The following is a 12,471-nucleotide window of genomic DNA, read 5'->3' on the forward strand; positions in this document are numbered from 1 at the left end:
CGGGCCTCCAGTCCGCCGTTCGGTCGCGTCCGCGACCCGGGTCAGGAACCCAGCTTCGACAGCTCCTCGAACTCCTCGTCGGTGAGCTCGATGGTCGCGCCCTGCAGGTTGTCCTCCAGGTGCGAGACGCTCGACGTGCCGGGGATCGGTAGGACGACGGGCGAGCGCTTGAGCAGCCAGGCGAGTGCGAGCTGCGCCGGCGACGCGCCCTTCCGCTCGGCGATCTCGGTGAGCGGCGAGTCCTCGCCGGTCAGGCCGCCCGTCGCGAGCGGGAACCACGGGATGAACGCGATGCCCTGCTCGGTCGACCAGTCGAGGAGTTCCTCGGCGTCGCGCTTCTGCAGGTTGTACAGGTTCTGGACGGAGACGATCGTGGCGATCTCCTGCGCGGCCTTGACATCGTCGACCGACACCTCGGACAGGCCGATGTGCCGGATCTTGCCCTCGTCCTGCAGCTTCTTCAGCTCGCCGACCTGGTCCTCGAGCGGGACCTTCGGGTCGATGCGGTGCAGCTGGAACAGGTCGATGCGCTCGAGGCCCAGACGGCGGAGGCTCATCTCCGCCTCCTGCCGCAGGTACTCCGGACGGCCGACCGGCGGCCACTCGTTCGGGCCGGTCCGGGTGAGTCCGGCCTTCGTCGCGATCACGACGTCGTCGCCGTAGGGGTGGAGCGCTTCGTGCAGGAGCTCCTCGGCGACGTAGGGGCCGTAGGAGTCGGCGGTGTCGAAGAAGTCCACGCCGAGCTCGACGGCGCGCTTGAGCACGCGGACGGCCTCGTCGTGGTCCTTCGGGGGTCCCCAGACGCCGGGGCCGGTGAGCTGCATGGTGCCGTAGCCGAGGCGGTGCACCTCGAGGTCGCCCCCGATGCGGAAGGTGCCGGAGGCGGCGGCCGGACGGTTGGTGGTGTCGGTGCCAGTGGTCATGTCCCCGGTCTACGCCTGCTCCGTCGAACCGTCCTGGACGGATGTCCCCCGGGTGCTACGGCCGGTCCGGGCGGGGGTACGGCGTCTCGCCGCGCTCGAGCCCCTGGACGAGCTTGGTCAGCCGGTTGGTCCGGGCCGTGGCGCTCGGCGCCGTCGTGATCCGGTGGAGCACGGCGTACCGGTTCGTCGCGTCGAGCTCGGCGAACAGGGTGGCTGCCGCGGGCGAGGCGTCGAGCGCCGCCTGCAGGTCCTCCGGGACGGTGGCGCTCGCGGCTCCGGCGTAGGCGCGGTCCCACCGGCCGTCGCCCTTGGCACGGTCGATCTCGGCCTGCCCTCGTTCGCGCATCCGGCCGTCGGCGGTGAGCGTCGCGACGAGCCCGATGTTCCGCTGCGACCAGAGCGAGGCCTTCCGCCGCGGGGTGAACCGTTGCCGGAACGTCGCCTCGTCGCGGCCGCGCTTCTGCCCGTCGATCCACCCGGAGCAGAGCGCTTCGTCGAGGGCTTGGTCGTACGTCAGGCTCGTCGGCTCCGAGGTGCCCTTCTTCGCGAGCACGAGCCACACCCCGTCGGTGTCGCCCTCGTGCTCGTCCAGCCAGGTCCGCCAGGCCGCGGCGTCCGGCAGCACCAGGTCGACGATGTCCATGCGGTCATCGTAGGACGGCCCGGCCCGGCCGGCCGGCCCGAGACTCGTGCGTGCGTCAGACCCAGTTCGGCTGGTCGAGCACGCCCGTCGGGTCCGCCTGTTCCGCGATGCGGTGCAGGCGCGAGGTGTTGTCCCCGAAGTAGGCCGACGGGTCCGTGATGGCCGCGTCGCAGTAGTTCGCGTACGCCGCGTCGCCCCACGCTGGACGCATGGCCCGGCGGAACCCCCGCACGTACGCGTCGAACGGTGCGGGGTCCGCGCCGTCCGCGAACACCGCCGTGTACTGCACGGTCATGAGCGCGGACCGCCACGGGAACGCCGAGTCGGTGCGGCCGACGTCCGCCACGACGCCGCCGAGGGCGTCGAGGGCGACCCCGCCCTCCAGGTTGCCGTCGACGTCGCCCGCCGCTGCCGCCTGCGCGACGAGCACGTCGATCTGCGCGTCGGTGAGCTTCGTCGATCCGATCGACGAGGTCGCCGCCTCGGACACGCGCTGGGGCTTCCCCGCCAACGCGGACATGGCGGCGCCGTAGGTCAGTTCCTGTCCGGTGTGGGCCAGCGGCTTCGCACCCGTGGCGGCGATGAAACCGTCGACGGAGGTGTCGGCGCCGGTCTTCGAACCGGTCCACACGCCGGTCACGGTGACCGTCGGGGCGGTGTGCCGACTGCCGTTGAGCAGCTTGAGCGTCGACCACAGCTCCGGGTCGGCGGTGGGCGCCCAGTCCTGCCAGGCGCGCACCACGGCAGCGGCGGCCGACCACGCGAACGTGATGGTGAAGAGCAGGACGGGAGGCGCGGCCTGCGTCCGGTACGTCAGTGCGGTCACGACGCCGACGGTTCCACCGCCCCCACCGCGGCAGGCCCAGAACAGGTCGGGTTCGCGGGACGTCGAGACCTCGTGCACGGAGCCGTCCGGGGTGACGAGCGTCACGCCGGTGAGCTGGTCGCAGGTCAGCCCGAACGAGCGGACGAGCACGCCGACCCCACCGCCGAGGGTGAGTCCGCCGATGCCGACGGTCGGGCACGAGCCGGCGCCGATGGCCCGACCGGCCTTCGCGAGCGCGGCGTAGACGTCCCCGAGCTGCGCGCCCGGGCCGATCGTGACGGTGTCGTCGTCGTGCAGTTCGATGTCGTCGAGGTCCTGCGTGCTGATCACGAGCGACCGCGGGACGTCGGTGCCCGGGGCGCCACCGGCCGACCACCCCGTGTACGAGTGCCCGCCCGCTCGCAGTGCGACGGGCGTGTGGGTCGTGCGCGCGAACGCGAGGCCGGCCTGCACGTCGGCGACCCCCGCGACCCGGAGGATCCCCTGCGGGTCGGCGTCGTCGTAGCGCGGGTTCTCGAGCACGCGTGCGCCGTCCCACCCGTTCGACCCGGACCGGAGCAGCGTGCCGGAGACCGCGGCGGCGAGGGCGTCCCACGAGTCCGGGCCGCCGGGCGTCGGTGTGCTCGTCGGCTCGGCGGAGCCGCTGGCAGTCGGGCGCGGCGAGCCCGAGGGAGCGGGACCCGGCCGGGTGCACGCTGCCAGGACCCCGGCGAGCCCGAGTCCGACGCCCCCGGCGAGCAGGGCGCGCCGGGTCGACGTGCGGCTCACGAGCCGGCGAGTCCCCCGCCGGCACCGGTGATGCCGGGGTGTGCGGACTTCGCGAGGCCCTCGGTCATCGAGTGCGCTGCCTCGGCGTCGGCGAGGGAGCGGGCGCCGAGGGTCGGGTCGACGGGTTCGAGGTGGGCGAGGCGCTTCGCACGACGGCGGTTCTGCACCTCGAGCACGGTGAGCAGCGCGGCGATGGCCACGACCACTCCGACGACGATCCACATGACGACCATGACGTTCCCCTTCCGTCCCCGGGGCGTCCACCCCGTGCTCGCAGCGTAGCGCCGGCGGTGCGACGCCATCCAACGGAGCCGGGATCTGTCGCCGTTCCGTGACCGTCAGGCGGTGCTGCTGATCCGGACGGCGCCCGCCCACCCGTGCACCCACTCGGGCAGTTCGCGGTCAGCTGGTGCTCCGCCCACGGCGTCGAGCAGGTCCGTCATCGGGACGGTCCCGCCGGAGCGTCGCAGGAACCGCGCCTGCACGACGGCACGGGCGACGACGGCTCCGCGACGGACGAACGTCTGCTCCAGGTACCAGCCGCGCTCCGCGATCGCGCCCCAGAAGCCCGACCGCAGCATCAGGTCGAGCCAGGCGCAACAGGAACAGCCGGAAGTACAGGTTCACGCGCCGATCACACCAGAAGGCCGCGCTGCCCCGCGTGGACCTTGGAGGATCCACACGAACGGTGCCCGTGTCTGACCGGCACCGGCAGTGCCTTCCTCCGAGCGGCGCACCCGGAGTAGACCTGCAGCATGCAGACACGCAAGCTCGCAGACCTCGAGGTCGGACCCGTCGGCCTCGGCACCATGGGCATGAGCGCCTTCTACACGGGCGCCGGCACCGACGACGCGGAGTCGATCCGCACCATCCACCGCGCGATCGACCTGGGCGTCACCCTGTTCGACACGGCCGAGGCGTACGGCCCCTACACGAACGAGGACCTGCTCCGCCGGGCCCTCGCCGACCGCCGCGACGACGTCGTGATCGCGACGAAGTTCGGCCTGATCACCCACACCGCCGGCGAGGAGACGCCCGCCCGGGGCCGCGGCATCAGCTCCGCACCGGAGTCCGTGCGCGAGGCGCTCGAGGGCTCCCTCCGCCGCCTCGGCACCGACCACATCGACCTGTACTACCAGCACCGCGTCGACCCGGCCGTCCCGATCGAGGACGTCGTCGGCCAGCTCGCCGGCTTCGTGCAGGAGGGCAAGATCCGGCACATCGGGCTGTCCGAGGCTGGAGCCGAGACCATCCGCAAGGCCCACGCCGTCCACCCGATCACCGCCCTGCAGAGCGAGTACTCGCTGTGGACGCGCGACCCCGAGGGCGACGTGCTCGACACCCTGCGTGAGCTCGGGATCGGCCTCGTGCCGTACTCGCCGCTCGGCCGCGGCTTCCTGACCGGTGCGATCATGAAGCCGTCCGACCTGGACTCCGACGACTTCCGCCTGGCGAACCCGCGTTTCCAGGAAGAGGCGTTCGCGCTGAACATGCGGATCGTCGACGCGGTCAAGGAGATCGCGACCGAGGCCGACGCGACCCCGGCGCAGGTGTCGCTCGCCTGGCTGCTCGCCCAGGGCGACGACATCGTGCCGATCCCCGGTACGAAGCGCGTGTCGCGCCTCGAGGAGAACGTCGGCGCCGCCGACCTGACCCTCACCGCGGACCAGCTGTCGCGCCTGTCGGCGCTGCCGGTCCCGACCGGTGACCGCTACCCCGACATGTCGACCATCGGTCGGTAGACGCGACATCGTTCGAAACGGGAGGCCCGTGGCGCATCCGCCACGGGCCTCCCGTCCGTCTCGGCGTGCGTTTCGGGCCGGAGCCCGGTGACCGACGCGACCCACGTCCGTCATCCCGGGGAAACACGGGCTGCATAGCGTCCGGAGCACAGGGAAACCACCGCTCGAAGGGGACGCCATGACGACCGAGAAGACACCGCGCACGACCCGGAGTGACGGCGGAGTGGACTCCGTCCCACCACTCGCGAGACTCCTGCCGCTCGGCCTGCAGCACGTGCTCGCGATGTACGCGGGCGCGATCGCCGTCCCGCTCATCGTCGGCGGTGCGCTCGGGTTCGACCGTGCCGACCTGGCGTTCCTCATCAGCGCGGACCTGTTCGTCGCGGGCCTCGCGACGATCGTGCAGTCCGTCGGCTTCTGGCGGTTCGGGGTCCGGCTGCCGCTCGTGCAGGGCGTCACCTTCGCCGCGGTCGGCCCGATGATCGCGATCGGCACCGAGCACGGCATCACCGCCGTCTACGGGGCGACGATCGCGTGCGGGGTCTTCATGGTGGTCGTCGCCCCGTGGTTCGCGCAGCTCGTCCGGTTGTTCCCGCCGATCGTCACCGGCACGGTCATCCTCATCATCGGCCTGTCGCTCATGAGCGTCGCGGCCGGTTGGGTGACCGACGGCGGGGAGGACGGTGCTGCGGACCCGCTCGACGTCGCGTTCGCCGCCGGGGTCCTGCTCGCGATCGTCCTGGTCGAACGCTTCGCTCCGCGCGGTCTCGCGCGGGTGTCGGTGCTGTTCGGGCTGCTGCTCGGCACCGTCGTGGCCCTGTTCGTCCCCGGCATGGTCGACGGGTCGGGCATCGGTGACGCGGGCTGGTTCGCCGTCGTCTCGCCGTTCCACTTCGGGCTGCCGACGTTCGACCTCGCCTCGATCGTGTCGATGCTCGTCGTCGGGCTCGTGATCATGACCGAGACCACCGGCGACATGATCGCGGTCGGCGAGGTCACCGGGCGTCCCGTGTCGAAGCGCACGCTCGCCGACGGCCTGCGGGCGGACGGGCTCGGCACGGTCGTCGGCGGGGTGTTCAACACGTTCCCGTACACGGCGTTCGCGCAGAACGTCGGGCTCGTCGCACTGACCGGCGTGCGCTCCCGGTACGTGGCGACGGCGGCCGGCGGCATCCTCGTCGTGCTCGGCCTGGTGCCGAAGGTCGCCGCGGTGGTCGAGGCGATCCCGCACGCGGTGCTCGGTGGTGCCGGCGTCGCCCTGTTCGGCATGGTCGCGGCTTCGGGCATCAGGACGCTGTCGAAGGTGCGGTTCGACAACCGGAACGTCCTCGTGGTGGCGCTGCCGCTCGGCATCGCGCTGCTGCCGACCGTCGCCCCGGAGATCTACGGGCAGTTCCCGACCTGGTTCACGCTGGTGTTCGACTCGGGGATCTCGGCCGGTGCCGTCGCCGCGATCCTGCTCAACCTACTGCTCGGGTCGCGCTCCGTGGCCGAGCGGTACGGCGAGGACCCGGCGGTCGGTTCCTACGACGGGGTGCGGTCGACCGCGCCGATCGCGCTGCCCGACCCGCGCGGACCGCGCGAGTCGAGCAGCGAGCCCTCGGCCTAGACGACGGCGGTCAACTCCCTCGGTAGGTGCTGTAGGCGAAGGGGCTCAGCAGCAGCGGTACGTGCAGGTGCTCGGTGCCCGTGACGCGGAAGGCCACGGTCACGAACGGGTGGAAGGTCGGGGTCCCGGTGGTGGCGAAGTAGGCGCCGGTGTCGAACCGCAGGACGTGGTCGGTGCGCGCGAGCACGTCGGGGCCGAGCGCGGCGCGGCCGTCGGCGTCCGTCGTGCCGGTCACGACGACCGCACCGTCGACGGTGCTGAGGGTCAGGCCGACGCCGACCGCCGGGGTGCCGGTGGTGGCGTCGAGCACGTGGGTGGTCAGGTGCGGGACGGCGAACGTCGCACGGATGCGGTGCAGGGCGATGTCGGCGAGGGCAGCCGCGGCCTCCTGCGTCTCGACCGCCGGGTCGCCCGCGAGGCGCCGGTCGAGCTCGGCCAACAGCTCCTCGGGGGTCCGGCCGGCGGCCCGCACCAGGAACACCCGGCCGAACCGCTGCTCGTACGCGGCGTTGCCGTCGGCGATCCGGCGAGCCACGTCTTCGTCGGCGGTGCGCATCGACGACTGCTCGCGGGCCGACGAGGGGTCGGTCGTGCGCTCCCCGATCCGCGGGTGCTGGGCCAGGGCGTGGTCGAGCTCCGGCGCACCCCACGACGCCGACTCGGTGCGCGCACGGTCGAGCAGCGCCGGCACCGTCCCGAACGGTCGCGCGGCCACCAGGGCGTCGACCCACGCGGGCACGTCGGCCCATTTCCGGATCACCGCGGCAGCGTCGGGGGCGGTCGCGTCGTCGAGGTCGCCGAGGTCCATGCGCCGAGGCTACGGAACGACCGTTTCACCCGCGTTACCGGGCGGTTTCCCCCGCAACGCGACCCGCGGCCCTGAAACGGTCGCGTCTGCCGGACGGGAGGCCCGTGGCGGCCCCGCCCCGTGCCTCCCGTCCGCCGTCCGTCGCGTTGCGGGCGCACGACGCCGGCGTCTCAGACCTCCGTTGCGAAGGAAGCTGCGCGCAGCTGCAGGTCCTCGATGCGCCGCAGGCGCGCGGCCTCGACGTCGTAGCCCTCGTACGCGGGCGGCGGCAGCTTCCGGACGTTCCGCGAGCACTGGAAGTCCTGGCAGACCAGCGTGCCGACGGTGTTGCCGTTGCGGCCGGCCGGCCCGGACCGCTTCGCGCTGTAGAACGCAACGTCGTTCGGCAGCTTGACGTCCTGGCACCACGAGCACTGGGCCCGTGAGCGCGACGACGCCTCGGCCTGCCGGAACAGGATGCCGATCAGTTCGCCGTCCAGGGTCGGGACGACGGCGTACGCACGCCGACCGATCTTCGGGTCGCGCCAGCCGAGGTAGTCCAACGCGTCCCAGTCGAGCGTCTCGAAGCCGGCGGGCAGGGTGATGTCGGTCGTCTCCTTGCGGGAGGCGTTGACGAAGGACGTGCGGAGGGTCTTCTCCGTGATGGGGAGCATGGTGGATCGCTTTCGAGCGGGCCCGGGGCGTGCGGACGCACACCGCACCGGGCGGAGGAGGTCAGGGTTCGACGAGGGCGGCCGTGCCTGCGGGCACGACCGGGGGCCTCACGCCCTGATGCCGGCGTTACGGGCGCCGACCACCTCCTGGAAGCTCACGCGACCAGCCTACGTCGACGTGTCAAGCGGCGGGGACGGCCGTCACCAGGACGAGCGAGCCGTCGTGCGCGGGCTGGATCCGCAGCGCCCCGTGGCGCCGGTCCCACTCGCCGGAGTCGAGCGCCGTACGGAGGGCCGACACCGATCGCCGTGCGGTGAGCTCGTCGACGGAGCTCCACGCCGGGTCCGCGTTCCGGGCACCCGGGTCGAGCAGGCGTTCCGGACGGCCGTAGTACGCCTCCGAGAACCCGTCGACGCAGGTGAACGGGATCGGCAGCGGGGTGTTCGTGACGGTGTCGCCGGCCAGCGCACTGGCGATGCGGTCGAGCGCGGGGTGGCGACGGGCCTCGGTCGCCATCACCTCGGGTGCGTACTCGGCGAGCCAGGAGTCCTCGATGCGGGCCGGGTCGCACGTCAGGATCACGATCGGGCCACGGGTCACCCGGCGCAGCTCGGCCAGCCCGCGCTCGAGGTCGCCCCACCGGTGCAGCGAGAAGGTCGTCATCGCGGCGTCGAAGGCGTCGTCGTCGAAGGGCAGCGACCCGGCGGGCTCGACCACGGTCACGTCGCGGTCGGTGGGCGCGTACGACACGACACCCGCGCCGACGTCCAGCACGCTGCGAGCGTCGCCGAGGGCCTTCGCGATCGCGCGGGCGAACGCGGGCTCGGGTCGGCGGTGCTGCCGGTGCCCCTGGCCGCTGCGGCCGGAGTCGGCGGCCCCAGCTGATCCGTCCGTCGTCCTGGTCACGACGTCAGCCTACGGACGGCGTCCGGGGCCGACCAGCACTCAGTCGACCGACTCGGACTCCGACTCCGACTCGCGCAGGGCCGCGTACTGCTCGGCCCGCTCCGTCGCCGCCCAGGTGCCGAGCAGCGCCAGCGACCGTTCGGTCTCGCTTCCCGGCTCGGCCGAGTACGTGAACAGTGTCAGGCCGGGGTCGGCGACCAGGTCGAGCGCCTCGTACGCCAGCCGGAGTTCCCCGACGATCGGGTGGTCGATGCGCTTCCCGCCGGCACGCTGCAGTCGGACGTCGTGCGCGGCCCACCAGCCGCGGAACTCCTCGCTGCGCGTGGAGAGCTCCCCGACGAGGGTGATGAGTCCGGGCTCACACGGGTTCGACACCGCTGCCGCACGGAGCACGGCGACGGCGTCCTTCGCGGTCTGCGCCCAGTCCGGGAAGAAGTCTCGGGCCGCCGGGTCGAGGAACGTGAAGCGGGCGGTGTTCACGGGGCGCCCGGGGCCGGCGAACATCGGCGAGTACAGCGCGCGACCGAGTTCGTTCGTCGCGACCACGTCACCACGCTCGTTGCGCACCCACGCCGGCGCCCCGGTGATCGCGTCGAGCAGGCGCTGCACGCCGGGGCGGACCCGGGTGGGCACGTTCCGGTGCATCGTCTTGACGCCGGAGTTCGCCAGGCGGGTCAGGTCCCACAGGTGGACGCGCTCGTCCTCGTCGAGCTGCAGTGCGCTCGCGAGGCCCTCGAGCACGCTGTCCGAGACGCCCTTCAGCGATCCGCGCTCGAGTCGTGTGTAGTAGTCGACGCTGACGCCGGCGAGCATGGCGACCTCGTGGCGCCGGAGCCCCGGGACGCGGCGGACGCCGCCGCCGAACGACGGCATGCCGACCTGCTCCGGCGTGAGCCGCGCCCGTCGGGAGGACAGGAAGTCGCGGATCTCGTTGCGCACGTCGATACCCATGGGGAGAGCGTACGTGGCGGCGCTGTCCGTCCGGCAGGCACTGGCGGTACCCGCCGGCGGACGGGAGGCCCGTGGCGGCGCCGCCACGGGCCTTCCGAGCACAAGCGGTCGCGTCTACGGGCCGACGTCGGCCGTGATCCGCACACGCGCCACCCGGTGACCGTCCATGGCGGTCACCTCGAGGCGGTGGCCGCCCGCGGCGACGACGTCGCCGACCTCGGGCACGCGGTCCAGGTGGACCTGCACGAGCCCGCCGACGGTCTCGTAGTCGCCGTCGGGCAGCGCCGGGCCGCCGTCCGCGACGAGGTCCTCGAGCACCGTGGACCCGTCCACGCCGTCGTGCTCGGCCGTCGGTTCGTCGTACTCGTCGCGGATTCGTCCGACGAGGTCCTCGAGCAGCGCCTCGAGCGTGACCATGCCCGCGCTGCCGCCGTACTCGTCCACGACCAGGGCGATCTGGTGTCCGTCGGTCCGCATGTCCGCGATGGCGCCGGACAACGACTTCGTCTCCGGTAGCGCCAACACGGGGCGGACCAGGGTCGACACCGGCGCGGACGGGTCGCTCGGCCGGAGCAGGTCGCGGAGGTGCACGAAGCCGTCGACCTCGTCGCGCCCGCCGGAGGTCACGAGGTACCGCGTGTGCCCGACCTCGATCGCGTGGTCGGTGGCCTCGGCGATGGTCAGTCCTGCGTCGATCGTCGACACGTCGTACCAAGGGCGCATCGACTCACGGAGGATCCGGTCACCGGCGTCCAGCGCGCTCCGGGCGATCCGGCGCCCCTGCTCGTCGACGCCGGTGTGCTCGTCGACGAGTCCGCGGAGTTCTTCGGTGCTCATCGACTCACTGCGGGCGTTCGGGTCGCCGCCGAGTGCACGGACGACCAGGTTCGTCGAGGCGGACAGCACCCAGATCACCGGGCGCATCAGGGTCGCGAAGCGGTCGAGGGTCGGCGCGACGAGCATCGAGAAGCCCTCGGCGCGCTGCAGCGCGAGTCGCTTCGGCACGAGCTCGCCGAACACGAGCGACAGGTAGGCGATGACGAGGGTCATCAGCACGAGGGCGACCGTCTCGGCGGCGCCCTGGCCGAGTCCGAGGCCGGTGAACAGGGGCGCGACGTCGGGTGCGATCGACGAGGCACCGTACGCAGCCGAGAAGAACCCGGCGACGGTCACGCCGATCTGCACGGCCGCGAGGAACCGGTTCGGGTCGCGTCCGAGCTCGGCGACCCGAAGGCCGCGGGAGCCCCGGCGTTCGAGTTGCTGCAGTTGCGACTCACGGAGCGAGACGAGTGCGATCTCGGCAGCGGCGAAGACCCCGCCGACGAGCACGAAGAGGATGACGAGCCCGAAGGCGATCCAGGTGTCGGCGCCCATCAGCGGGCAGCTTCCTCGGATCGACGACGGGCGGGCGGTCTGTGGTGATCGTCCATGCCTGTGAGTCTGCACAGGGCTGCTGGGATGTCACCCCGCCAGCGCTCGACGTCTGCTGTGCGTGCTTCGGCGCTACGTGGTGAGCGAGCGGCCGATGCGGGCTTCGAGCCACGCCTCGGGGTCGATCGGGGTCACGCCGTCCATCAGGACCTCGAGGTGCAGGTGCGCGCCCGTCGAGACACCCGAGGAGCCCACGAGGCCGATGAACTGACCCGCCTCGACCTGGTCGCCGACCTTGAGCGGCGACGACCCCGGGATCATGTGCCCGTACAGCGTCGACACCTGACGACCGTCGATCTCGTGGTCGATGATCACGGCGTTGCCGTACGAGAAGTACGTGCCCGAGATCCGGACGGTGCCGGCGGCGACGGCGCCGATGGGCGTGCCCATGCCGGGCGTGAAGTCGAGGCCCTGGTGCAGCGAGGAGCACGCGCCGCACGGTGCCGAGCGGTAGCCGAAGCCCGAGCTCATCTGCACCGGGCCGGGGAACGGCGATCGGACGGCTCCGCCGTAGGACACGGCTTCGCCCGCGATGCCGCTCGCGTCCGCCGTGCCGCCCGCGGTGACGACCGTGCGCGTCGTGCCGCCGCCGACGGTGAACCCGTCGCGGTCGAGTCCGGTCGCGGTGACCGCCTGGGTGACCGCGTAGTCCTGGGTCCGCACGATCGGCGCGATGGTCGAGGTCGCCATCGAGGTGCCGGCGCTGGCGTGGGCGGGCATCGCCGAGGCGGCGAACATCGCGATCGCGGCAGCCGCGCTGGTCAGGGTGATCCGTCCGGCACGACCGGACCGGGAGGCCCGTGGGGCCTTCGTGACGCTCGTCACGGTCGCGGCGGGGCGGCGGACCACGCGCGTGATGCGGGTGTCGACGTGTTCGGTCGTCGCGCGGGCTGCGCTGGCGCGGCGGCCGACGGGCTTCGCGACCGTGGCTGCTTCGATGACCTTCGCTGCCTTGGCGGGCTTCGCGACCGTTGCTGCCTTGGCGGGCTTCTCCGGCTTGCCTGCTCGGCGCTGGGGCTTCCGGGCTGCGGCGCGCTCGGCCTCGAGGGCAGCGCGACGGGACAGGTGCACCACCGGGGTCTCCGGGTGCTGGTCGAGTTCGGGTGCAGTCGTCATGGCCGCCCACCATTCTGCACGACTCTGTCGCTTTGTACAGGCCCCACCGTGATCTTTTCGTTACCGGCGCGGCTGGGAGCCCCCTGACCACTGC

13 protein-coding genes are annotated in these 12,471 nt (G+C 72.5%); 2 read left to right on the forward strand and 11 right to left on the reverse strand.

Annotated features, from left to right (window positions below; genetic code table 11):
* Positions 1–41: 41 nt before the first annotated feature.
* The 5 genes from ACVKXF_RS05625 to ACVKXF_RS05645 form a co-directional block, all read right to left on the reverse strand.
* A complete protein-coding gene (locus ACVKXF_RS05625) occupies positions 42–923 on the reverse strand; it encodes an aldo/keto reductase (protein WP_340196938.1) in 882 nt (293 codons plus the stop codon).
* A 55-nt stretch (positions 924–978) separates the two neighbouring features.
* On the reverse strand, positions 979–1,566 hold the full coding sequence (locus ACVKXF_RS05630) for a YdeI/OmpD-associated family protein (protein ID WP_123311483.1): 588 nt from the start codon (positions 1,564–1,566) through the stop codon (positions 979–981).
* A gap of 55 nt (positions 1,567–1,621) precedes the next feature.
* Positions 1,622–3,160 carry an FAD-binding oxidoreductase gene (locus ACVKXF_RS05635; protein WP_456795129.1) on the reverse strand — a complete coding sequence of 513 codons (1,539 nt, stop codon included), beginning with the start codon at positions 3,158–3,160 and terminating at the stop codon, positions 1,622–1,624.
* Positions 3,157–3,393: a hypothetical protein gene (locus ACVKXF_RS05640; RefSeq protein ID WP_123311486.1), complete on the reverse strand. Its 237-nt coding sequence runs from the start codon at positions 3,391–3,393 to the stop codon at positions 3,157–3,159. Before ACVKXF_RS05640 ends, ACVKXF_RS05635 begins: the two co-directional genes overlap by 4 nt.
* Before the next feature lie 105 nt (positions 3,394–3,498).
* Entirely contained in the window at positions 3,499–3,741 is a 243-nt protein-coding gene (locus ACVKXF_RS05645) for a hypothetical protein (RefSeq protein ID WP_456795130.1), read from the reverse strand.
* Between the two features lie 174 nt (positions 3,742–3,915).
* Between ACVKXF_RS05645 and ACVKXF_RS05650 the strand changes: the two genes are divergently transcribed.
* Together ACVKXF_RS05650 and ACVKXF_RS05655 are read left to right on the forward strand one after the other, a co-directional pair.
* Positions 3,916–4,902 carry an aldo/keto reductase gene (locus tag ACVKXF_RS05650; protein WP_456795131.1) on the forward strand — a complete coding sequence of 329 codons (987 nt, stop codon included), beginning with the start codon at positions 3,916–3,918 and terminating at the stop codon, positions 4,900–4,902.
* Between the two features lie 178 nt (positions 4,903–5,080).
* The gene (locus ACVKXF_RS05655) at positions 5,081–6,511 is read left to right on the forward strand and encodes a nucleobase:cation symporter-2 family protein (protein WP_456795132.1); all 1,431 of its coding nucleotides are present in this window, start codon (positions 5,081–5,083) and stop codon (positions 6,509–6,511) included.
* Positions 6,512–6,521: 10 nt separating this feature from the next.
* Here the strand turns inward: ACVKXF_RS05655 and uraD are convergent, their stop codons facing one another.
* The 6 genes from uraD to ACVKXF_RS05685 form a co-directional block, all read right to left on the reverse strand.
* Positions 6,522–7,319, reverse strand: a complete 798-nt coding sequence (uraD, locus tag ACVKXF_RS05660) for a 2-oxo-4-hydroxy-4-carboxy-5-ureidoimidazoline decarboxylase (protein WP_456795133.1) — start codon at positions 7,317–7,319, stop codon at positions 6,522–6,524.
* A 170-nt stretch (positions 7,320–7,489) separates the two neighbouring features.
* On the reverse strand, positions 7,490–7,972 hold the full coding sequence (locus ACVKXF_RS05665) for an FBP domain-containing protein (RefSeq protein ID WP_123311492.1): 483 nt from the start codon (positions 7,970–7,972) through the stop codon (positions 7,490–7,492).
* 181 nt (positions 7,973–8,153) lie between these two features.
* The gene (locus ACVKXF_RS05670) at positions 8,154–8,879 is read right to left on the reverse strand and encodes a class I SAM-dependent methyltransferase (RefSeq protein ID WP_456795134.1); all 726 of its coding nucleotides are present in this window, start codon (positions 8,877–8,879) and stop codon (positions 8,154–8,156) included.
* Positions 8,880–8,918: 39 nt separating this feature from the next.
* Positions 8,919–9,830, reverse strand: a complete 912-nt coding sequence (locus ACVKXF_RS05675; RefSeq protein WP_123311496.1) for a helix-turn-helix transcriptional regulator — start codon at positions 9,828–9,830, stop codon at positions 8,919–8,921.
* A gap of 114 nt (positions 9,831–9,944) precedes the next feature.
* Entirely contained in the window at positions 9,945–11,204 is a 1,260-nt protein-coding gene (locus tag ACVKXF_RS05680; protein WP_123311498.1) for a hemolysin family protein, read from the reverse strand.
* 129 nt (positions 11,205–11,333) lie between these two features.
* On the reverse strand, positions 11,334–12,377 hold the full coding sequence (locus tag ACVKXF_RS05685; RefSeq protein ID WP_456795135.1) for a M23 family metallopeptidase: 1,044 nt from the start codon (positions 12,375–12,377) through the stop codon (positions 11,334–11,336).
* Positions 12,378–12,471: the final 94 nt, after the last annotated feature.

This window comes from Curtobacterium sp. PvP017, from assembly GCF_054060195.1.

Bases quoted from the DNA above. Each gene is read 5' to 3' on its own strand.
- ACVKXF_RS05625 (WP_340196938.1), bottom strand. From the start codon at position 923: ATGACCACTGGCACCGACACCACCAACCGTCCGGCCGCCGCCTCCGGC.
- ACVKXF_RS05630 (WP_123311483.1), bottom strand. From the start codon at position 1,566: ATGGACATCGTCGACCTGGTGCTGCCGGACGCCGCGGCCTGGCGGACC.
- ACVKXF_RS05640 (WP_123311486.1), bottom strand. From the start codon at position 3,393: ATGGTCGTCATGTGGATCGTCGTCGGAGTGGTCGTGGCCATCGCCGCG.
- ACVKXF_RS05645 (WP_456795130.1), bottom strand. From the start codon at position 3,741: ATGCTGCGGTCGGGCTTCTGGGGCGCGATCGCGGAGCGCGGCTGGTAC.
- ACVKXF_RS05650 (WP_456795131.1), top strand. From the start codon at position 3,916: ATGCAGACACGCAAGCTCGCAGACCTCGAGGTCGGACCCGTCGGCCTC.
- ACVKXF_RS05655 (WP_456795132.1), top strand. From the start codon at position 5,081: ATGACGACCGAGAAGACACCGCGCACGACCCGGAGTGACGGCGGAGTG.
- uraD (WP_456795133.1), bottom strand. From the start codon at position 7,319: ATGGACCTCGGCGACCTCGACGACGCGACCGCCCCCGACGCTGCCGCG.
- ACVKXF_RS05665 (WP_123311492.1), bottom strand. From the start codon at position 7,972: ATGCTCCCCATCACGGAGAAGACCCTCCGCACGTCCTTCGTCAACGCC.
- ACVKXF_RS05675 (WP_123311496.1), bottom strand. From the start codon at position 9,830: ATGGGTATCGACGTGCGCAACGAGATCCGCGACTTCCTGTCCTCCCGA.
- ACVKXF_RS05680 (WP_123311498.1), bottom strand. From the start codon at position 11,204: ATGGGCGCCGACACCTGGATCGCCTTCGGGCTCGTCATCCTCTTCGTG.
- ACVKXF_RS05685 (WP_456795135.1), bottom strand. From the start codon at position 12,377: ATGACGACTGCACCCGAACTCGACCAGCACCCGGAGACCCCGGTGGTG.